The following is a 21,253-nucleotide window of genomic DNA, read 5'->3' as shown; positions in this document are numbered from 1 at the left end:
CAGGGCCGGCGCCGGGTGAAGTGTCCGATGCGCGGCGGGTGGCTAACGTCCGCACGGTGGTCAGCACCGAACCCGCGATACCCCGTAGCGATGCGCAACTCCTCGACGCACACGTGGCCGGCGACCGTTACGCGTTCGCCGAGCTGTTCGGCCGGCACCGCGATCGGCTGGCGCGGGTGGCCCGGCGAACCTGCGCCCCCGAGGACGCCGCGGATGCCCTCCAGGACGCGATGCTGGCCGCGCACCGCTGCGCGCCGACGTTCCGGCACCAGTGTGCCGTCGGCAGCTGGCTGCACCGGATCGTCGTCAACGCGTGCGTGGATCGCTTGCGGCACAACAAGATCCACCACACATCGCCGCTGGAGGATTCGGCCCACCCGGCCGTGGATCACGGTGACCGGCTCGACGCCACGCTGATGGTCCACGCGGCCATGGCCCAACTTCCGGCCGGCCAGCGGGCCGCGCTGTACGCCGTCGAACTGCACGGGTATTCCATCGCCGACACCGCGACGTTGCTGGGCATACCCCAGGGCACCGTCAAGAGTCGCGCGGCGCGCGGCCGACAGCGGCTGGCGAGCTTGCTCGCGCCGACCCACAGCTGATCGGTCATGGCGCAGACTGTCCCGGTGAAGCATGCCGTCCGCCCACCGGCCGGGCCGCCGCGGGCACTGACGGTGCTGGGCGCAGTGGCGGCGGCCGTGGCCGCCGTCGTCGGAGCGCTGGCCCTGTGGCGGGCACCCGACGGTCCGGTGGGCTCCGGCCTCACCACGGCGCGCACGATCGCAACCAGCTCATCGGCCCCGGCGTTCCCGCTGGCGGCCGAGGAGCTCATCGCGCTGCTGGATCAGCGTCCGGAGCTGGGCCCGCTGGCCGATCCGGCCCGCCGGGCGTCGTGCCTGAGCGGCCTGGGTTACCCGGCCGCCACGCCGATCCTGGGCGCCCGGACGATCCGGTCCCCCGGCTCGCGGGAGGCGCTCGTGCTGGTGCTGGCTGACAGGCCCGGCGACCCCGGCCCGCTGACCGCCCTCGCCGTATCCCTGACATGCAGCGCCGCAGACACCGGCCTGCTGGGCGAGACGGCGGTTCCGGCGGTGCCGGGCCGCTGATCCAGGCCGTCCACGCACCGGGAACACTCGGGCCTACCCTTGTTGTTCATACCCGTGCCAGTACCTGCCAGAAAGGCCCGTATGTCCGACAGTCCCACCCCCGTTCAGGACGTCATCATCATCGGCTCCGGGCCGGCGGGATACACCGCCGCGGTCTACGCGGCCCGCGCCCAGCTGTCGCCGCTGGTGTTCGAGGGCACGTCGTTCGGCGGTGCGCTGATGACCACCACCGAGGTGGAGAACTACCCCGGCTTCCGAGAGGGCATCATGGGCCCGGCCCTGATGGAGGAGATGCGCGAACAGGCGTTGCGGTTCGGCGCCGACCTGCAGATGGAGGACGTCGAGTCGGTCTCTCTCGAGGGCCCGATCAAGACGGTCAGCACCGCCGGCGGTGAGACGCACCGGGCCCGCGCGGTGATCCTGGCGATGGGCGCCGCGGCGCGCTATCTCGGCGTCCCGGGCGAGGAGGAGTTGCTCGGCCGCGGCGTCAGCTCGTGTGCCACCTGCGACGGCTTCTTCTTCAAGGACCAGGACATCGCCGTCATCGGTGGCGGGGATTCCGCGATGGAGGAGGCCACCTTCCTGACCAAGTTCGCCCGCAGCGTCACCGTCGTGCACCGCCGCGACGAGTTCCGCGCGTCGCGAATCATGTTGGAGCGGGCCCGGACCAACGACAAGATCACCTTCGTGACCGATACCGATGTCCTCGCGGTCGAGGGCGACGGCACCGTCAGCGGCCTGCGGTTGCGCAACAAGGTCACCGGCGAGGAGTCGCTGCTCCCGGTGACGGGCATGTTCGTCGCGATCGGACACGACCCCCGTTCGGAACTGGTCCGCGGTGTCGTCGACCTCGACGACGAGGGCTACGTCCGGGTGCAGGGACGGTCCACCCACACGTCGATCGAAGGTGTGTTCGCCTGCGGGGACCTGGTCGACCACACCTACCGCCAGGCGATCACCGCCGCCGGCAGCGGCTGCGCGGCGGCCATCGATGCCGAGCGCTGGCTGGCCGAGGCCGCCCATCCCACCGACAGCACCGACACCGATCTGATAGGAGCCCCGCGATGAGTGCCAACGACGACAGCGCCACCCTCACCGTTTCCGACGACTCGTTCGCCGATGACGTGCTGGCCAGCTCGGAGCCCGTTCTCGTCGACTTCTGGGCCACCTGGTGCGGGCCGTGCCGGATGGTGGCCCCGGTCCTCGAGGAGATCGCCACCGAGAAGGCCGGCCAGTTGCGGGTGGCCAAGCTCGACGTGGACTCCAACCCGGCCACCGCCCAGAGCTTCGACGTCGTCTCGATCCCGACGATGATCCTGTTCAAGGACGGTCAGCCGGTGAAGCGGATCGTCGGCGCCAAGGGCAAGGCGGCGCTGCTGCGCGAGCTGGCCGACGTCATTTCCTGACCCGGCGGGGACAAAAGTTCCCACACGCGTGTCAGCCTGGTGTTTTCCTTAATCGGGCGCGGGTCTGAGAGAATGCACCAACGCCGCTGGACGCCGGCCATAGCCGCTCGGCGAACCTGCCGCCAGACTGTCAGCACCGGGAGTGAGGTTCTCTACGATGCCGATCCGGCACCACAGTGACGTCGGGGACATCGGCGACGCGTTGCGTCGCGGTGATCGCGGCTTCGCCGTCGCCGAGATCCGGACGGCGCTGGCCGCCCTCGGCCTGGTCGAGAACCCCGACGCCGATCTGACCACCGGCAAGCACGTGGCCCTGGACCTGTTCGACGCCGACCTCGATGATGCGGTTCGCGCATTCCAGCAGCAGCGGGGGCTCCTGGTCGACGGCATCGTCGGCGAGGCCACCTACCGCGCGCTCCGGGAGGCCTCCTACCGGCTGGGCGCGCGCACGCTCAACCATCAGTTCGGCGCCCCGATGTACGGCGACGACGTCGCCACGCTGCAGGCCCGGTTGCAGGATCTCGGTTTCTACACCTCGATGGTGGACGGCCACTTCGGCCTGCAGACGCACAACGCGCTGATGTCCTACCAGCGCGAGTACGGGCTGTCCGCCGACGGCATCTGCGGACCGGAGACGCTGCGCTCGCTGTACTTCCTGGGGTCCCGGGTCACCGGAGGTTCGCCGCATGCGATCCACGAAGAGGAACTCGTCCGCCGGTCCGGTCCGCGGTTGTCCGGCAAGCGCATCATCATCGATCCGGGCCGTGGCGGTCCCGACCACGGTCTGATCACCCCGGGTGAGAACGGCCTCGTCAGCGAAGCAGACCTGTTGTGGGACTTGGCAAGTCGGCTGGAGGGCCGGATGGCCGCCATCGGCATGGAGACGTTCCTGTCGCGTCCGGCCAACCGGGGGCCGTCCGACGTCGAGCGCGCCAACACCGCCAACGCGGTGGGTGCCGACCTGATGATCAGCCTGCGCTGCGACGCCCAGCCGTCCCCGTCGGCCAGTGGTGTGGCCTCCTTCTACTTCGGCAACGCCCACGGTTCGGTGTCCACCATCGGCCGCAACCTGGCGGATTTCATCCAGCGAGAAGTAGTGGCGCGCACCGGATTACGCGACTGCCGCACGCACGGCCGGACGTGGGACCTGCTCCGGCTGACGCGGATGCCCACCGTCCAGGTCGACGTCGGGTACATCACGAACCCGCACGACCGTTCGGTCCTGATCTCCCCCGCCAGCCGCGACGCCCTCGCCGAAGGAATTCTCGCAGCCGTCAAGCGGCTCTATTTGCTCGGCAAGAACGACCGTCCCACAGGCACTTTCACGTTCGCCGAACTGCTGGCGCACGAGCTCGCCGACGGCCAGGCCCGCTGACCCTCGTCAGCCGCCGGCCGGTTGCGCACTGATGGTGCTGCCCGCACCCACCGGCTGTTCGAGCTGACTGCTCTCCAGCAGTCGTTCGAGTGCGGCCTCGACCTCCGCCTTCCAGCCCAGCCCCTTCGTCAGCTCGAGTCGCAGCCGGGGGAAGTACGGATGTGGTGACACGACGACGAAGCCGACCTCCTGCAGGAAGTCGGCGGCGATCATGCACTGGTCGAAGGAGCAGTCCCCGAGGGCCTCGACCGCGGCCCGGACCGCCGGGTCGACGGCAGGCGCCTCGAGCAGGTCGTCGGCCAACGTCGTCCGACCGAACGCCTCGAGCGCGCGGACACCTCGGCGGATCAGCTCGGCGACCACCCGGGCGACGAGTTCGTGTTGCAGCCCATCGGTGGCCGGGTCGGATTCCACCCCCATCGAGGTGAGCAGCACCGCATCGGCGCTGACCGGTCCACTGGGAAATCTCAATGCACGCGGGACCGCGTGCGGCGGCGCGTACAGCACGTAGCCGACGCAGGCGGGATCCACGGGATTCCGGAAACTACCGCTCCCGCGGTCCTCCTCGGTGGCCTCGCCCGGTACGGCGGGTCCGGTGGTGGCGACCAATCCGCACGATCCCCACTCCAGCATCACCATCGAGAGCCAGGCTTCTTTTTCGAACTCAGGGTCGGCCAGGTGGTCATCACCGCCGACGGCGTCCGGGTCCACCTCCCAGAAGACGCACCGTCGGGCGTGCTTCGGCAGAAGGTCGAATCCCTCGAGCCGCAGCGGCGTGATACGAGCGGACACTAGCTTTCCCGGCCTCCATGCGGTGCGGTCAATCTCGAACAGCCCTTCAAGAATAGGAGACAACGCGCCGCGGCGACCACTAACGCGGACACCGGTCGGGCGACCATCCCGTCCAACTCGAATATCGTAGGGGCCCAACAGATCTCGCACTAGCGGCCGATCAGGGCCCGCCGCCGGGCACAGATTCGTCACTGTGACATAACGGCCCGGTGTCGGTGGATGCGTCGATTACCGGGGTCGGTCGTCCATCAGGCCGACAATGCGCTGCAGATCGTCCACCGAACCGAACTCGACGACGATCTTGCCCTTCCGCTTCCCCAGGCTCACGGTCACGCGGGTGTCATAGGCACTCGACAGCCGTTCCGCCACATCCTGGAGCCCGGGCATGTGGATCGGCTTGCGCCGCGGGGCCCCCGGCTTGGGGTCATCGGACCGGTTCGCCAGCGTGACGGCTTCTTCGGTTGCCCGCACCGACAGCCCTTCGGCAACGATCCGCGCCGCCAACTCCTCCTGCGCCTCCGCACCGCCGTCCAGCGACAGGAGTGCGCGCGCGTGCCCGGCCGAGAGCACCCCGGCCGCCACTCGACGCTGGACTGCGATCGGCAACCGCAGCAGGCGGATCATGTTGGAGATCAGAGGTCTCGATCGCCCGATCCGGGAGGCCAGTTCATCGTGGGTGACACCGAACTCGTCGAGCAGCTGCTGATAGGCGGCCGCCTCCTCCAACGGGTTCAGTTGTGCGCGGTGAATGTTCTCTAGGAGTGCATCGCGCAGGAGATTCTCGTCAGCGGTCTCCCGGACGATCGCCGGCACCGCCGGCAGCCCGACCTCCTGTGCGGCCCGCCACCGCCGCTCCCCCATGATGATCTGGTACCGGACCGGCGTGCTCCCCGGCACCGCCCGCACGACGATCGGCTGCATCAGCCCGAATTCCCGGATCGAATGCACGAGTTCGGCGAGCGCCTCCTCATCGAACACCTGACGGGGCTGTTTCGGATTGGGCTCGATCTGGGCGGGATCGATCTCCCGGTACACCGCCCCCATTTCCTCGGCCGTCCCAACGGGCACGGCCGGTGATCCGCCGAGGAGCACGTCGGCCGCGGCGTCACCGATCTTCGGACCCAGCGTCGCCGGGCTGGAGCCGTCGGCCGGACCCGTCGGAATCAACGACGCCAGGCCGCGGCCCAGACCGCCCTTGCGGCGCGAGGGCGCCCCATCCGAAGGAGTCATGCGTGTCCCTTTCCACCGCGGGCGGCACCCCGTTCGGCGATTTCCCGGCTGGCATCCAGGTAGCTCAACGCGCCCCGGGAGCCGGGGTCGTAATCGATGATGGTCATGCTGTAGCCCGGTGCCTCGGACACCTTCACGCTGCGCGGGATCACCGTCCGCAGCACCTTGTCGCCGAAGTAGCGACGGACCTCCTCGGCCACCTGGTCGGCCAGCTTGGTGCGGCCGTCGTACATGGTCAGGACCACGGTGGTGACATCCAGTCGCGGATTCAGGTGCGCCTTGACCATCTCGATGTTCTTCATCAACTGCGAGACGCCTTCCAGCGCGTAGTACTCGCACTGGATCGGAATGAGCACCTCGGGCGCAGCGACCAAGGCGTTGATGGTCAGCAGTCCCAGCGATGGCGGACAGTCGATGAACACGTAGTCGAAGTCCGAGCTGTCGAGTTCGGCCAGTGCATTGCGGAGCCGATTTTCCCGGGCCACCATGCTGACGAGTTCGATCTCGGCGCCGGCCAGGTCGATGGTCGCGGGCACGCAGAACAAACGCTCGTTGTGCGGGCTCTGCCGCAATGCTTCCGACAGCGGGATCTCACCGATCAGAACTTCGTACGACGAGGGGGTGCCGGAGAGCCGGTGCTCGATGCCCAGCGCGGTGCTGGCATTGCCCTGGGGGTCCAGGTCGATCACCAGAACCTTGAGCCCGTGCACCGCCAGCGCAGCCGCGAGGTTGACGGCGGTGGTCGTCTTGCCCACCCCACCTTTCTGGTTGGCGATGGTGAACACCCGCCGCTCGACCGGGCGGGGCAGCGTCCTGTTGGTGTGCAGCACTTGCATCGCGCGCTCGGCCGCGGCGCCGATCGGGGTATCTGGATCGTTCGGCCATCCCGACGCCGAATGCGATGTTTCACGTGAAACCGGGCGGGATCCCTCGTTCGCCGTCATCGCCCTCTCCCCCGTGATTTCTGTCCGGTCCGATCACTTCGACGAGCCACCACAACGGTCGCCGGCGGGGTCAAGAAGTCCACGCCACATTTCACCACTCGAACCTCGGACACGCCCAACGATCTCATTGCGTTCCGACTCTCCTCGACTTCAGCCTCGGCGCGCTCGCCCTTCAGCGCCAGCATCTCGCCCCCGGCCCGGAGCAACGGGAGCGACCATCGCGTCAACTTGTCCAGCGCGGCGACGGCCCGGGACGTGACCGCGTCGAACTCCTCCAACTCCGCCCGAACACTTCGGTCCTCGGCCCGACCACGCATCACCATGACATTGGACAACCCGAGTTCGTGCACCGCCTCTGCCAGGAAGGTGGTCCGGCGCAGCAGGGGTTCGATCAGGACAATCGACAGGTCAGGCCGGGCGATCGCCAGCGGGATCCCCGGCAGCCCGGCACCACTTCCGACATCTGCCACACGCGCACCCCCGGAGAGCAACTCGCCCACGGCGGCACTGTTGAGAATGTGCCGGTCCCAGAGCCGGTCGCGTTCGCGGGGACCCACCAGACCTCGCTCCACCCCGGCCGTCGCGAGCAGGTGCGCGTACGCGTATGCCGCGGGCAATCCCTCGCCGAATACGCCTACGGCGGCGGGCGGGGCCTCCGGGACGCCGTCATGTTTCACGTGAAACATCCCTCCGGCTTCCGGGGTCTGAATGGCGTTCAGAACTACACAGGTGTAACTCGCTCAGCCGGCCAGCACGACCACGCGGCGAGACGGCTCGACACCCTCGCTCTCACTGTGGACGCCGGACACGCCTGCCACCGCATCATGCACGATCTTGCGCTCGAACGGAGTCATCGGTGCGAGCTCTTCGCGCTCGCCCGACTCCAGGACCCGCTTGGCCACCTTCTCGCCGAGGGCCGACAGCTCCTCGCGGCGACGGCGACGCCAGTTCGCGATATCCAGCATCAGCCGACTGCGCTCGCCGGTCTTCTGATGCACGGCCAGCCGGGTCAGCTCCTGCAGCGCATCGAGCACCTCGCCCTTACGGCCCACCAGCTTCACCAGATCCTCGCCGCCGTCGATGCTGACCACTGCGCGGTTGCCCTCTACATCGAGGTCGATGTCACCGTCGAAGTCCAGCAGGTCGAGCAACTCCTCGAGGTAGTCCCCCGCGATCTCGCCCTCGGCAACCAGGCGCTCCTCCTGGTCCTCCGAGCCGCGTCCCGCCGAGGCCTCGGTGGCCTCGGTGGCCTCGGAGGCCCCTTCCGCCGACTCCCCCTGGGCGTCGGTCACGTCGAGCTCGATGTCAGCGTTCGTCATATCCGTCATGGTCTTCCCTGTCTCTCCGGTCTATCGATTGCGCTTCTTGGGCCGCGCGCCTGGCTGCGGCTTGTTGGACAGTGGAGGGGACGACGTCGTGTCGATCGCTTCGCCATCCACCCCCACACCGTTGCTCACGGGCTCGTCGGCGCCCGGCGCCGAATCAGTGGTCGAGGAAGCCGCGGAGTCCTGGACGCGCTTCTTCCCCTTCGTCGGCTTGGCGCCGGGTGCGGGCGCGTTGGCCGACCGCCGCTCCAGCGCTTCCTGCCGCTTGGCTTCCTCTTCCTTCTCGATCTTGCCGAACACATAGTGCTGCTGACCGAAGGTCCAGATGTTGTTGGCGAACCAGTACAGGATGATCGCCAGCGGAAGGAACGGGCCGCCGGCCACCACGCCGAACGGGAACACGTACAGCGCCAGCTTGTTCATGAGAGCGGTCTGCGGATTCGCCGCCGCCTCCGGGCTCTGTCTGGCGATGGATGCCCGGCTGTTGAAGTACGTCGCGATGCCCGCCAGGATCATCACCGGCAGCCCGACCGCGATGACCGCCGGCCGGCTGAAGACCTCGAAAGCGTCGAGGCCCCGGGTCTGCGTCATGGAAGCACCGATCGGTGCACCGAACAAGTGCGCACTCAGGAAGTTCTGTACGTCGGTGGCACTGAAGAAATAGTTGCCAATGGCCTTGTTCTCGTCCGCCGTCAGCTGCGGCTGACCGAAGCCACCCTGAGTCCTGTTGAACGACCGCAGCACGTGGTACAGACCGAGGAACACCGGGATCTGCGCCAGCATCGGCAGGCAGCCGAGGATCGGGTTGAACCCGTGCTCCTTCTGCAGCTTCTGCATCTCGAGCGCCATCCGCTGGCGGTCCTTGCCGTACTTCTTCTGCAAGGCCTTGATCTGTGGTTGCAGTTCCTGCATCTGCCGGGTGGTGCGGATCTGTCGCACGAACGGCTTGTAGAGGATCGCGCGGAGCGTGAAGACCAGGAACATCACCGACAGCGCCCAGGCGAAGAAGTTGGTCGGGCCGAGCAAGGACCCGAACAGCTTGTACCAGAGCCACATGATCCCGGAGACCGGGTAGTAGATGACGTCGAGGCTGAACCAATTAAACATAGGACTCGTTTCTGCCATCGATAACCGGGCGGTCGGGGACGGGATCCCATCCCCCCGCATGCCACGGGCCACACTTGGCCAGTCGGATCAGGGCGAGCCAGCCGCCCCGGACAAGACCGAACTCGGTGAGCGCGGAGACCGCATACTGACTGCACGTGGGAGTGAAACGGCACGTCGGTAATCGCAATGGCGACACCATGTTTCGATAGAGCTCGATCACATAGATCACACTTCTGACGGTACGGCTCATGGTCGGCTGCTCATCGCATCATGGGAGCGCCGGATTCCCGAACGCAGCTGCTGCTCGAGATGTGCGGAGATCGCGTGCCGGCTGCCCGGCAACGCCCGGATCACGATTCGCTCCCGAGGGTCCAGCTCGGCGAGCACCGATTTCGCGACGTGCCGTAGTCGGCGCGACACCCGATGGCGCTGCACGGCCGAACCGACTGTCTTCCCGACGACCAAGCCGATCCGGGGACCCGCCGGGTCCGCGTCGTCCCGCCGGAGATGTACAACGATGTCGGGCTGCACCGCCCGCACCCCTCGCCTGACCGTCGCACCGAATTCGGCCGATCGCGTCATGCGGTACTGCGCTGGAAGCACCGTCCGTGACTAGCTGTGAACAGCTCAGGCAGTCAGGGAGCGACGGCCCTTGCCACGGCGGGCCGACACGATGGCGCGTCCGGCGCGGGTGCGCATGCGCAACCGGAAGCCGTGCACACGTGCGCGACGACGGTTGTTCGGCTGGAAGGTCCGCTTGCCCTTGGCCACGGTGGTCTCTCCTCAATGCATCCGACCGCAGTTTCGATCCGCGCGTCCACACGGGTCGACACCGCGGCCCTTGGTAAGCTCTCGCGGGTAGCCGGCGCGTCATCCAGAAGTTCCTGGTTCGCGGCCGTGTCGCCGACGTTCGGGCGACTGTTCGAGGGTACTGACCTGCGTTCGCTGGGTCAAACTTCGCCCTGCTGCCCCTCCGGTCCCAACCGCCGGTACCCGTTCGATCCACCGGCCAAACATCACGCCCACAGAAAATTTGGCGGAATGTTGCAGAACGGTTGGCACCCCGAAATAAACCTGTTAACTTCTGCGAAAGCCGCTTCCACCGGAGCGTGCCAGACAACAGAGCGTCGGATTCGGGGTCATCCGGCTGTACTGGTTCTACTCGGGGGTGCCGTCGCCGGTACGCTCCAGTGCGAGGGCAGCTGTCCGTCCACAACTGTGGATAACTATGTGGACAGACTGTCATCGCCATTTTCACGTTGCCGGCCCAGAGGGGGAATTCGTCGTGACGGACGATCCCGGACAGACCTTTTCCGTGATGTGGGCCGATGTGGTGGCTGAACTCAACGGCGACCTCGAATCCGCCCACCTTTCCCACAACGGTGACAGCACTCTCCGGTCCTTGACCCCCCAACAGCGCGCCTGGTTGAACCTGGTCAAACCCCTGACCATCGTCGAGGGCTTTGCACTGCTGTCCGTGCCGAGCAGTTTCGTGCAGAACGAGATCGAACGGCACCTGCGGACCCAGATCACCGACGCCCTGAGCCGCCGGCTGGGGCAACGCGTCGAACTCGGCGTCCGCATTGCGCCCGCCACCGAGGACAATGCCCCGGAACCCGCGCCGGCCGATCCCCCCGACCAGGCCGACCTCGATTCCGAGGACGAGGTGGACGAGGACGGCGAAGCACTGGCCAGCGCGCACGAGAGCTGGCCCGGATACTTCACGGACCGCCGCATCGAGGACACCTCGACCTCCGAAGGCACCAGTCTCAACCGCCGCTATACCTTCGACACCTTCGTCATCGGGGCCTCGAACCGGTTCGCCCATGCCGCCGCACTCGCCATCGCCGAAGCGCCCGCCCGGGCCTACAACCCCTTGTTCATCTGGGGCGAATCCGGTCTGGGCAAGACACACCTGCTGCACGCCGCCGGGAACTACGCCCAGCGCCTGTTCCCCGGGATGCGGGTGAAGTACGTCTCCACCGAAGAATTCACCAACGACTTCATCAACTCGCTGCGCGACGACCGCAAGGTCGCCTTCAAACGCAGTTACCGCGATACCGATGTCCTGCTCGTCGACGACATTCAATTCATCGAGGGCAAGGAAGGTATCCAGGAGGAGTTCTTCCACACCTTCAATACCCTCCACAACGCCAACAAGCAGATCGTCATCTCATCGGATCGTCCACCCAAACAGTTGGCCACCCTCGAGGATCGGCTGCGTACCCGGTTCGAGTGGGGTCTGATCACCGACGTCCAGCCTCCCGAGCTCGAGACGCGCATTGCGATCCTGCGTAAGAAGGCGCAGATGGACCGCCTCGATGTACCCGACGATGTCCTCGAACTCATCGCCAGCAGCATCGAACGCAACATCCGTGAACTCGAGGGCGCCCTGATCCGCGTCACCGCGTTCGCATCGCTGAACAAGACACCGATCGACAAATCGCTGGCCGACATTGTGTTGCGCGACCTCATCGCCGATGCGAGCACCATGCAGATCAGCGCCGCGACCATCATGGCCGTCACCGCCGAGTATTTCGACACCACCGTCGAGGAGCTCCGCGGCCCCGGCAAGACCCGCGCCCTAGCACAGTCCCGCCAGATCGCCATGTACCTGTGCCGCGAACTCACCGATCTCTCCTTGCCCAAGATCGGTCAGGCATTCGGTCGCGACCACACCACCGTTATGTACGCGCAACGCAAGATCCTCAGCGAAATGGCCGAGCGGCGCGAGGTATTCGATCACGTGAAGGAACTCACCACACGGATCCGGCAGCGTTCCAAGCGCTGAACCACGCCGATCTCGAAAAAACTTCCGGCACAACGACATCACCTGTCACATCGCAACACTGTGCACCACCCTGTGCACAACATGCCCGACTATCCGGTGCCCGACCCCCAGGGCGTGCACAACCTCCGTTCCGTCCACAGCAACCCGAGTGCCACCGACCGGCCATCCCCCGTCCATACACACCAGCGCGATGCCCTGGACTGGGTCGACGGCAGTGATCCACAGGACTCACAGGGCCTATTACTGATACCGAATTTTCAACTCTCTTTCTTCTCTAGAAGAGGCTGTTGGGGACAAGCGCCATCCACACCACCGGTCCGTCGATTGGCGGTGCCGTCGAGCCGCTCCCGGTCGGGCTTTCAAGTTCGGGCCGAAAGCTCTACGGTGATTCAGCAACTGCGGTTACGGTCGGGGTGCCGCTGGACCCGTATCCGCTGGCAGATGCTTTCAAGCCGGCTCTTGCCGGGGGATGACGAAGGGACACCATGGCCGAAGCGACGACTGTTGGCCTGACCGATTTGAAATTCCGATTGGCGCGTGATGACTTCGCGGATGCGGTCGCCTGGGTCGCCAAGAATCTGCCGAGTCGCCCGACGGCGCCCGTACTGGCCGGTGTGCTGCTCACCGGAACGGACGAGGGTCTGACCATTTCGGGCTTCGACTATGAGGTTTCCTCGGAGGTCCAGGTGCCCGCCGAGATCGCCACCCCGGGAAGTGTTCTGGTTTCCGGCCGTCTGCTCTCCGATATCACGCGGGCCCTGCCGGCCAAACCGGTCGAGGTGAGTGTCGACGGCACCCGGGTGGCGTTGAACTGCGGTAGTGCGCGGTTCTCCCTGCCCACGATGGCAGTCGAGGACTATCCGGCGCTGCCGGCGCTGCCCGATGAGACGGGTGTTGTTTCCGCGGACCTTTTCGGAGAGGCCATCGGACAGGTTGCGGTTGCCGCCGGTAAGGACGACACGCTGCCGATGTTGACCGGTATCCGGGTCGAAATCGACGGTGAGACAGTCGTTTTGGCGGCAACTGACCGGTTCCGACTGGCGGTGCGTGAGCTGCGGTGGTCCACCAGCAGTAGCGGCCTGGAAGCAGCCGTGCTGGTGCCGGCCAAGACGCTGGCCGAGGCCGCGAAGACCGGAGCGGCCGGTACTGACGTCCACCTGGCTCTCGGTGCCGGGGAAGCCGTCGGCAAGGAGGGCCTACTGGGCATCCGCAGCGACGGCAAACGCAGCACCAGCCGGCTGCTGGACGCGGAGTTCCCCAAGTTTCGCCAGCTGCTCCCGGCCGAGCACACCGCGATGGCCACCATCGGTGTGGCCGAACTGACGGAGGCGATCAAGCGTGTCGCGCTGGTCGCCGACCGCGGCGCGCAGGTCCGGATGGAGTTCAGCGACAACGGTCTTCGGATCTCGGCCAGCGCGGACAACGTGGGTCGCGCGGAAGAGGACCTGCCGGTGGAGTTCGCCGGTGAGCCCTTGACCATCGCGTTCAATCCGAACTATCTGACCGACGGGCTGGGCTCATTGCATTCGGAGAAGGTGTCCTTCGGGTTCACCACTCCCAGCAAGCCGGCGGTGTTGCGGCCCGTGTTGGGGGACGAATCGCCCACCCCGGAGGGCAACGGTCCCTACCCCGCACTGGACACCGAATACGTCTATCTCCTGATGCCGGTCCGGCTGCCCGGCTGACCTCGGCGAAGGAACCGTCATGCAACTGGGCCTGGTGGGACTGGGCAAAATGGGCTTCAACATGCGCGAGCGGCTGCGTCGCGGTGGTCACGAAGTGATCGGGTACGACCCGCGTCCCGAAGTGAGCGATGTCGAGTCGTTGGCCGCCCTGGCCGCGGCCCTGCCGGCACCACGGGTGGTCTGGGTGATGGTGCCGTCCGGTCCGATCACGGACGACACCATCCGCGAGCTGGCCGATGTGCTGGGCCCGGGCGATCTGGTGATCGACGGGGGGAACTCCCGGTTCACCGAGGACGGACCGCACGCGAAGTTGTTGGCGGACAAGGGTATTGCGTTCATGGACGCGGGCGTATCCGGCGGCGTCTGGGGTCTCGAGGAAGGTTACGGATTGATGGTCGGCGGCGCCGACGCGGACGTCGCTCGCGCCATGCCGATCTTCGAGACCTTGCGGCCGCCGGGTGAGCCCGCGGACGGGTTCGTCCATGCCGGGCCGGTCGGGGCGGGCCATTACGCCAAGATGGTGCACAACGGCATCGAGTACGGACTGATGACAGCCTACGCGGAGGGCTATGAGCTGTTGGCGGCCGAGCCGTTGATCACCGATGTCCAAGCGGTCATCCAGGCCTGGACCAACGGGACAGTCGTGCGGTCCTGGTTGCAGCAACTGCTCGCCAAGGCGCTGAAGGAAGACCCGGGTCTGGCCGGCATCTCTGGTTACACCGACGATTCCGGTGAGGGCCGCTGGACCGTCGAGGAAGCGATCAATCACCGGGTCCCCACACCAGTGATCGCGGCGTCGCTGTTCGCCAGATTTGCTTCCAGACAAGAAGATTCGCCGACGATGAAGGCCGTTGCCGCGTTACGCAACCAGTTCGGCGGACACGCGGTCAAGCGGACTCCGCTCTCGGGCTGATCGGCGGTGTACGTCCGTAGGCTCGGACTGCGCGACTTCCGATCGTGGCAATCCGTCGACATCGACCTCGACCCGGGGGCGACGGTCTTCGTCGGGCGCAACGGTTTCGGCAAGACCAATCTGGTCGAAGCCCTGTGGTATTGCGCCACTTTGGGGTCACACCGGGTCGGTACCGACGCACCACTGATCAGATCCGGCGAGAGCAGAGCGGTCATCTCGACGATAGTGGTCAGTGAGGGCCGCGAACTGGCGATTGATCTGGAGGTGGTCGCCGGCCGGGCCAACAAGGCTCTGCTGAACCGCTCCCCGGTGCGCAGCACCCGCGAGATCCTCGGGGTGCTGCGGGCGGTGCTGTTCGCGCCGGAGGATCTGGCGCTGGTTCGGGGGGATCCCAGTGAGCGACGGCGGTACCTCGACGAACTGGCCACACTGCATCGGCCGCGGATCGCAGCCATTCGCGCCGATTATGAAAAAGTCGTCAAACAGCGCACCGCGCTGCTCAAAAGCGTTGCGGCGGCCCGATTTCGGGGCGACAACAGTGCCCTGGAAACCCTCGAGGTGTGGGACGGCCACCTGGCGGCACACGGTGCGCAGCTGATGGCGGCGCGACTGGAACTCGTCGAGATCCTGGCCCCGGAGGTGGAGAAGGCGTACGCAGTGCTGGCACCGGCGTCGCGGCCCGCGGCAATCCGGTATCGCAGCAGTGTCGACGAGATTCTTGGTACCTCGGCCGACGGCGCGGATCTCGAGGCGGCATTGCTCGAAGGTCTGGCGCGGCGGCGGTCCGCGGAGCTGGAACGCGGCCTCTGTCTGGTCGGTCCACATCGTGACGATCTGGAGTTGATCCTGGGCGATCAGCCGGCGAAAGGCTTTGCCAGCCACGGTGAATCGTGGTCGATGGCACTGGCGCTGCGGTTGGCGGCGTTCGAGTTGCTCAAGGCCGACGGAGCCACACCGGTACTACTTCTCGACGATGTGTTCGCTGAACTCGACACCGCGCGACGTGCCGCGCTGGCCGGGGTTGCGGAATCTGCCGAACAGGTCCTGATCACGGCGGCGGTTCCGGAGGACATCCCCGGGAACTGGGCGCCCAAGCGGATCACCATCGACATGGCCGACCGGTTGTCGGTGCTGGTGTCATGACCGGGTCGCACAATGAACCCATGGAACCCGAGGGAGACGGAGCGCCACCGGCCGGCCCGCCGGAACACCTTGCGGGGCTCGCCGGGATGGATCTGGTGCGGCGTGCGCTCGAGGAAGCCCGCGGTGCGGCGCGTGCGGAGGGCAAGGACGTCGGACGTGGACGCAGCTCTCCCCCGGTCGGCCGGGTACGCGGCGCCGGCCGTCGTCGACGCTGGTCGGGCCCCGGCCCGGACAGCCGCGACCCGCAACCGCTGAGCGCAGCCACCCGGGATCTGGCCAAGACCCGGGGCTGGAACAGGCGGGTATCCGAAGGCGCGGTCTTCGGGCAGTGGCCGAGTGTGGTCGGCGATCAGATCGCCGACCATGCGACCCCCACCGGATTGACCGACGGGGTGCTGAGCATCACCGCCGAATCGACGGCGTGGGCCACCCAGTTGCGGATGGTGCAGGCCCAGCTGCTCGCCAAGATCGCTGCGGCGGTCGGAGATGGCGTGGTGACAGCGCTGAAGATCACCGGTCCGGTGGGTCCGTCATGGCGGAAGGGGCCTCGGAGCGTCCCCGGGCGCGGACCGCGGGACACGTACGGCTGATTGACCCCGCATCCTATCGCCTCAGCGGCCCGAGAAGACTTCTTTTGGCCCCCTCGAACGTCGAAACATTCCTTTGGTCGAGAAATTCTGCGCACGGCGCAGTTAGCCGTGTAGAAACGCGGCCTCAGATCCAGTCCTGTCTCCCCTTCCCGGTAGACTGTGGACAAGACTCGCGGCGGTGCTGTACCGCCCGGCCCTTTTGATTCCGAGGAGACCTCCCCGACCGTGGCTGCCCAGAAGAAGCAAGAAGCGTATGGCGCTGATTCCATCAAGGTTCTCGAAGGGCTCGAAGCGGTTCGCAAGCGTCCGGGTATGTACATCGGTTCCACCGGTGAGCGCGGTCTGCACCACCTGATCTGGGAAGTCGTCGACAACGCGGTGGACGAGGCGATGGCCGGGTTCGCCGACCGGGTCACCGTACGACTGCTCGACGACGGCGGGGTCGAGGTCACCGACAACGGCCGCGGCATCCCGGTCGCGATGCACGCCACCGGTATCCCGACCGTCGACGTCGTGATGACGGTGCTGCACGCCGGCGGCAAGTTCGAGGAGGGCGCCTACAGTGTGTCCGGCGGTCTGCACGGCGTCGGCGTCTCCGTGGTCAACGCCTTGTCGACGCGGTTGGAAGCCGACATCCGCACCGATGGGTCGGAATGGTTCCAGACCTACGACAACTCCGTGCCGGGCACGCTGCGGCAGGGTGAGAGCACCAAGAAGACCGGCACCACCATCCGATTCTGGGCCGATCCGAACATCTTCGAGACCACCAATTACGACTTCGAGACCGTCGCGCGCCGGCTCCAGGAGATGGCGTTCCTCAACAAGGGCCTCACCATCGAGCTGACCGACGAACGGGTCACCCCGGAAGAGGTGGTGGACGAAGAGGTCAGCGACACCGCCGAAGCGCCCAAGACCGCCGAGGAGCAGGCCGCCGAGAAGGCCGGCCCACAAAAGGTCAAGCACCGGGTATTCCACTACCCCGGTGGACTGGTCGACTTCGTCAAGCACATCAATCGGACCAAGAGCCCGATCCAGCCCAGCGTCATCGATTTCGACGGCAAGGGCGAGGGTCATGAGGTCGAGATCGCGATGCAGTGGAACGGCGGCTACTCGGAGTCGGTGCACACCTTCGCGAACACCATCAACACCCACGAGGGCGGCACCCATGAGGAAGGTTTCCGGGCGGCACTCACATCGGTGGTGAACAAGTACGCCAAGGAGAAGAAGCTCCTCAAGGACAAGGACCCCAATCTCAGCGGCGAGGACATCCGCGAAGGGCTGGCCGCGGTCATCTCGGTGAAGGTCAGCGATCCGCAGTTCGAGGGCCAGACCAAGACCAAGCTGGGCAACACCGAGGTCAAGTCGTTTGTGCAGAAGATCTGCAACGAACAGATCAGCCACTGGTTCGAGGCCAATCCGGCCGAGGCCAAAACCGTTGTGAACAAAGCTGTTTCATCCGCTCAGGCGCGCGCGGCCGCGCGCAAGGCCCGCGATCTGGTGCGGCGCAAGAGCGCCACCGATATCGGCGGCCTGCCGGGCAAGCTGGCCGACTGCCGGTCCACCGACCCGAGCAAGTGCGAACTGTATGTGGTGGAGGGTGATTCGGCCGGCGGCTCGGCCAAGAGCGGCCGGGACTCGATGTTCCAGGCGATCCTGCCGCTACGCGGCAAGATCATCAACGTCGAGAAGGCGCGCATCGACCGGGTGCTGAAGAACACCGAAGTGCAGGCGATCATCACCGCGCTGGGCACCGGTATCCACGACGAATTCGACATCGCCAAGCTGCGTTACCACAAGATCGTCCTGATGGCCGACGCCGACGTGGACGGCCAGCACATCTCCACCCTGCTGCTGACGCTGCTGTTCCGCTTCATGCGGCCGCTGATCGAGCACGGCCATGTGTTCCTCGCCCAGCCGCCGCTGTACAAGCTGAAATGGCAACGCTCCGAACCGGAATTCGCCTACTCCGACCGCGAACGCGACGGTCTGCTGAAGGCCGGCCGCGAGGCCGGCAAGAAGATCAACACGGACGATGGCATCCAGCGCTACAAGGGTCTGGGCGAGATGGACGCGAAGGAGCTGTGGGAGACCACCATGGATCCCTCGGTGCGCGTGCTGCGCCAGATCACGCTCGACGACGCGGCCGCCGCCGACGAACTGTTCTCCATCCTGATGGGCGAGGACGTCGAGGCCCGCCGCAGCTTCATCACACGCAACGCCAAAGACGTTCGATTCCTTGATGTTTAAGTCGTTCAAGACGTTCGGCTCCACGACGATCAACCCGATTATGAGGGATTCATGACCGACACCATGCCGCCGGAGGGCGACTCGCACGACCGTATCGAACCGGTCGACATCCAGCAGGAGATGCAGAACAGCTACATCGACTACGCGATGAGCGTGATCGTGGGCCGCGCGTTGCCGGAGGTCCGCGACGGCCTCAAGCCGGTGCACCGCCGGGTGCTCTACGCGATGTACGACTCGGGTTTCCGGCCGGATCGCTCGCACGCGAAATCCGCACGGTCCGTTGCCGAGACGATGGGTAACTACCACCCCCACGGCGACGCCTCGATCTACGACACCCTGGTCCGGATGGCCCAGCCGTGGTCGCTGCGCTACCCACTGGTCGACGGGCAGGGCAACTTCGGCTCGCCGGGCAACGACCCGGCGGCCGCCATGAGATATACCGAGGCTCGGCTTACTCCGCTGGCGATGGAGATGCTCCGCGAAATCGATGAGGAGACAGTCGATTTCGCGCCGAACTACGACGGCCGGGTGCAGGAGCCGACGGTTCTGCCCAGCCGGTTCCCCAACCTGCTGGCCAACGGTTCGGGCGGCATCGCGGTCGGCATGGCCACCAACATCCCGCCGCACAACCTGCGCGAGCTGGCCGAGGCCGTCTACTGGTGCCTGGAGAACCACGAGGCCGATGAGGAGTCCACCCTCGAGGCCGTCATGGAGCGGGTCAAGGGACCCGACTTCCCCACGCACGGCCTCATCGTCGGGTCGGCCGGCATCCAGGATGCCTACAAGACGGGGCGCGGCTCGATCCGCATGCGCGGTGTCGTCGAGATCGAAGAGGACTCCAAAGGCCGTACCTCCCTGGTGATCACGGAGCTGCCGTACCAGGTCAACCACGACAACTTCATCACCTCGATCGCCGAGCAGGTGCGCGACGGCCGCCTCGGCGGCATCTCCAACATCGAGGATCAGTCCAGCGACCGGGTCGGCCTGCGCATCGTCGTCGAGCTCAAGCGCGATGCCGTGGCCAAGGTCGTCGTCAACAACCTCTACAAGCACACCCAGCTGCAGACCAGCTTCGGGGCCAACATGCTGTCCATCGTCGACGGGGTGCCGCGCACCCTGCGGCTGGACCAGATGATCCGTTACTACGTCGCGCATCAACTCGACGTCATCGTGCGGCGTACCACGTACCGGTTGCGCAAGGCCAACGAGCGGGCCCACATCCTGCGCGGTCTGGTGAAGGCACTCGACGCGCTCGACGAGGTGATCGCCCTGATCCGTGCCTCGGAGAGCGCCGACGTCGCGCGCGTCGGGTTGATGGAGTTGCTCGACGTCGACGAGATCCAGGCCCAGGCCATCCTCGACATGCAGCTGCGCCGCCTGGCGGCGCTGGAGCGGCAGCGCATCATCGACGATCTGGCCAAGATCGAACTCGAGATCGCCGACCTCGAGGACATCCTGGCCAAGCCGGAGCGGCAACGTGCCATCGTCCGGGACGAGCTCGCGGAGATCGCCGACAAGCACGGCGACGACCGACGGACCCGCATCATCGCCGCCGACGGCGACGTCACCGACGAGGACCTCATCCAGCGCGAGGACGTCGTCGTCACCATCACCGAGACCGGCTACGCCAAGCGCACCAAGACCGACCTGTACCGCAGCCAGAAGCGCGGCGGCAAGGGCGTGCAGGGCGCCGGCCTCAAGCAGGACGACATCGTCAACCATTTCTTCGTCTGCTCGACGCACGACTGGATCCTGTTCTTCACCACGCAGGGTCGGGTCTACCGGGCCAAGGCGTACGACCTGCCCGAGGCCTCGCGCACGGCGCGCGGCCAGCACGTTGCCAACCTGCTGGCATTCCAGCCCGAGGAACGCATCGCTCAGGTCATCCAGATCAAGAGCTACGAGGATGCGCCGTATCTGGTGCTGGCCACCCGCAACGGTCTGGTGAAGAAGTCGAAGCTGTCCGATTTCGACTCCAACCGTTCGGGCGGCATCGTCGCGGTCAACCTGCGCGACGGTGACGAACTGGTCGGCGCGGTGCTGTGCTCGGCCGAGGACGACCTGCTGTTGGTCAGCGCCAACGGTCAGTCGATCCGGTTCTCGGCCACCGATGAGGCGCTGCGGCCGATGGGTCGTGCCACCTCCGGTGTGCAGGGCATGCGGTTCAACGCCGACGATCGGCTGTTGTCCCTCAACGTGGTCCGCGAGGGCACCTATCTGCTGGTGGCGACCTCGGGCGGCTATGCCAAGCGCACCGACATCGAGGAGTACACGGTCCAGGGCCGCGGCGGCAAGGGCATCTTGACCATCCAGTACGACACCAAGCGTGGCCGGCTGGTGGGCGCCCTGATCGTCGACGAGGACAGCGAGCTGTATGCGATCACCTCCGGCGGGGGGGTGATTCGCACGGCGGCGCGACAGGTCCGCAAGGCGGGTCGTCAGACCAAGGGTGTGCGGCTGATGAATCTCGGCGAGGACAACACTCTGCTGGCAATCGCACGCAATGCCGACGAAGATGTCTCCGAGGACGGCGCGGATATCGAGGACGCCGCTCCCGACGCCGGTGACGAGTAGGCCGGGCGGGGCTGACGTGAGGAGC

The 21,253-nt window shown here is 66.4% G+C and carries 20 protein-coding genes and 1 pseudogene; 12 read left to right on the top strand and 9 right to left on the bottom strand.

Features of this window, described 5'->3' with window-relative positions:
* Positions 1 to 38 precede the first annotated feature (38 nt).
* The 5 genes from sigM (at position 39) to U0R18_RS21055 (ending at position 3,887) form a co-directional block, all read left to right on the top strand.
* Positions 39 to 602: an RNA polymerase sigma factor SigM gene (gene sigM, locus U0R18_RS21075; protein WP_526372132.1), complete on the top strand. Its 564-nt coding sequence runs from the start codon at positions 39 to 41 to the stop codon at positions 600 to 602.
* Positions 603 to 626: 24 nt separating this feature from the next.
* On the top strand, positions 627 to 1,106 hold the full coding sequence (locus U0R18_RS21070) for an RsmA family anti-sigma factor (protein ID WP_526372130.1): 480 nt from the start codon (positions 627 to 629) through the stop codon (positions 1,104 to 1,106).
* An 81-nt stretch (positions 1,107 to 1,187) separates the two neighbouring features.
* Positions 1,188 to 2,174, top strand: coding sequence for a thioredoxin-disulfide reductase (gene trxB, locus U0R18_RS21065; RefSeq protein ID WP_526372128.1), 987 nt, complete (start codon positions 1,188 to 1,190; stop codon positions 2,172 to 2,174).
* Entirely contained in the window at positions 2,171 to 2,512 is a 342-nt protein-coding gene (gene trxA, locus U0R18_RS21060) for a thioredoxin (RefSeq protein ID WP_526372126.1), read from the top strand. The genes trxB and trxA overlap by 4 nt, the downstream gene beginning before the upstream one ends.
* A gap of 157 nt (positions 2,513 to 2,669) precedes the next feature.
* A complete protein-coding gene (locus U0R18_RS21055) occupies positions 2,670 to 3,887 on the top strand; it encodes an N-acetylmuramoyl-L-alanine amidase (protein WP_526372124.1) in 1,218 nt (405 codons plus the stop codon).
* A 6-nt stretch (positions 3,888 to 3,893) separates the two neighbouring features.
* On the opposite strand, the gene U0R18_RS21050 is transcribed toward U0R18_RS21055, so the two are convergent.
* From U0R18_RS21050 to rpmH, 9 genes and pseudogenes are all read right to left on the bottom strand, one after another.
* Complete coding sequence (locus U0R18_RS21050) at positions 3,894 to 4,679, bottom strand: acetyltransferase (protein ID WP_526372122.1); 786 nt, start codon at positions 4,677 to 4,679, stop codon at positions 3,894 to 3,896.
* 188 nt (positions 4,680 to 4,867) lie between these two features.
* Positions 4,868 to 5,909, bottom strand: a pseudogene (locus U0R18_RS21045) (ParB/RepB/Spo0J family partition protein).
* Entirely contained in the window at positions 5,906 to 6,853 is a 948-nt protein-coding gene (locus U0R18_RS21040) for a ParA family protein (RefSeq protein WP_526372120.1), read from the bottom strand. The pseudogene U0R18_RS21045 and the gene U0R18_RS21040 overlap by 4 nt, the downstream one beginning before the upstream one ends.
* Complete coding sequence (gene rsmG / locus U0R18_RS21035) at positions 6,850 to 7,539, bottom strand: 16S rRNA (guanine(527)-N(7))-methyltransferase RsmG (protein WP_526372118.1); 690 nt, start codon at positions 7,537 to 7,539, stop codon at positions 6,850 to 6,852. Before rsmG ends, U0R18_RS21040 begins: the two co-directional genes overlap by 4 nt.
* A gap of 54 nt (positions 7,540 to 7,593) precedes the next feature.
* The gene (locus U0R18_RS21030) at positions 7,594 to 8,172 is read right to left on the bottom strand and encodes a Jag family protein (protein WP_526372116.1); all 579 of its coding nucleotides are present in this window, start codon (positions 8,170 to 8,172) and stop codon (positions 7,594 to 7,596) included.
* Positions 8,173 to 8,202: 30 nt separating this feature from the next.
* Complete coding sequence (gene yidC, locus U0R18_RS21025) at positions 8,203 to 9,234, bottom strand: membrane protein insertase YidC (protein WP_526372179.1); 1,032 nt, start codon at positions 9,232 to 9,234, stop codon at positions 8,203 to 8,205.
* Between the two features lie 43 nt (positions 9,235 to 9,277).
* The gene (yidD, locus tag U0R18_RS21020) at positions 9,278 to 9,535 is read right to left on the bottom strand and encodes a membrane protein insertion efficiency factor YidD (protein WP_526372114.1); all 258 of its coding nucleotides are present in this window, start codon (positions 9,533 to 9,535) and stop codon (positions 9,278 to 9,280) included.
* Positions 9,532 to 9,888 carry a ribonuclease P protein component gene (rnpA, locus tag U0R18_RS21015; RefSeq protein WP_526372112.1) on the bottom strand — a complete coding sequence of 119 codons (357 nt, stop codon included), beginning with the start codon at positions 9,886 to 9,888 and terminating at the stop codon, positions 9,532 to 9,534. The genes yidD and rnpA overlap by 4 nt, the downstream gene beginning before the upstream one ends.
* A gap of 24 nt (positions 9,889 to 9,912) precedes the next feature.
* A complete protein-coding gene (gene rpmH, locus U0R18_RS21010; RefSeq protein ID WP_073695092.1) occupies positions 9,913 to 10,056 on the bottom strand; it encodes a 50S ribosomal protein L34 in 144 nt (47 codons plus the stop codon).
* Between the two features lie 514 nt (positions 10,057 to 10,570).
* Between rpmH and dnaA the strand changes: the two genes are divergently transcribed.
* The 7 genes from dnaA (at position 10,571) to gyrA (ending at position 21,228) form a co-directional block, all read left to right on the top strand.
* On the top strand, positions 10,571 to 12,076 hold the full coding sequence (dnaA, locus tag U0R18_RS21005) for a chromosomal replication initiator protein DnaA (RefSeq protein ID WP_526372109.1): 1,506 nt from the start codon (positions 10,571 to 10,573) through the stop codon (positions 12,074 to 12,076).
* 485 nt (positions 12,077 to 12,561) lie between these two features.
* Positions 12,562 to 13,761, top strand: a complete 1,200-nt coding sequence (gene dnaN, locus U0R18_RS21000) for a DNA polymerase III subunit beta (protein WP_526372107.1) — start codon at positions 12,562 to 12,564, stop codon at positions 13,759 to 13,761.
* 19 nt (positions 13,762 to 13,780) lie between these two features.
* Positions 13,781 to 14,674, top strand: a complete 894-nt coding sequence (gene gnd / locus U0R18_RS20995; RefSeq protein WP_526372105.1) for a phosphogluconate dehydrogenase (NAD(+)-dependent, decarboxylating) — start codon at positions 13,781 to 13,783, stop codon at positions 14,672 to 14,674.
* Between the two features lie 6 nt (positions 14,675 to 14,680).
* A complete protein-coding gene (recF, locus tag U0R18_RS20990) occupies positions 14,681 to 15,817 on the top strand; it encodes a DNA replication/repair protein RecF (RefSeq protein WP_526372103.1) in 1,137 nt (378 codons plus the stop codon).
* Between the two features lie 20 nt (positions 15,818 to 15,837).
* Positions 15,838 to 16,407, top strand: a complete 570-nt coding sequence (locus tag U0R18_RS20985; protein WP_526372101.1) for a DUF721 family protein — start codon at positions 15,838 to 15,840, stop codon at positions 16,405 to 16,407.
* 225 nt (positions 16,408 to 16,632) lie between these two features.
* Positions 16,633 to 18,654, top strand: a complete 2,022-nt coding sequence (gyrB, locus tag U0R18_RS20980; protein WP_526372099.1) for a DNA topoisomerase (ATP-hydrolyzing) subunit B — start codon at positions 16,633 to 16,635, stop codon at positions 18,652 to 18,654.
* 51 nt (positions 18,655 to 18,705) lie between these two features.
* Positions 18,706 to 21,228, top strand: a complete 2,523-nt coding sequence (gene gyrA, locus U0R18_RS20975) for a DNA gyrase subunit A (RefSeq protein WP_526372097.1) — start codon at positions 18,706 to 18,708, stop codon at positions 21,226 to 21,228.
* Positions 21,229 to 21,253 lie beyond the last annotated feature (25 nt).

It is taken from the genome of Mycobacterium sp. (assembly GCF_046330795.1).
Lineage (GTDB): Bacteria > Actinomycetota > Actinomycetes > Mycobacteriales > Mycobacteriaceae > Mycobacterium.
The sequence above is the reverse complement of the archived record's forward strand: the minus strand, read 5'-3'. Positions and strand labels throughout refer to the sequence as shown.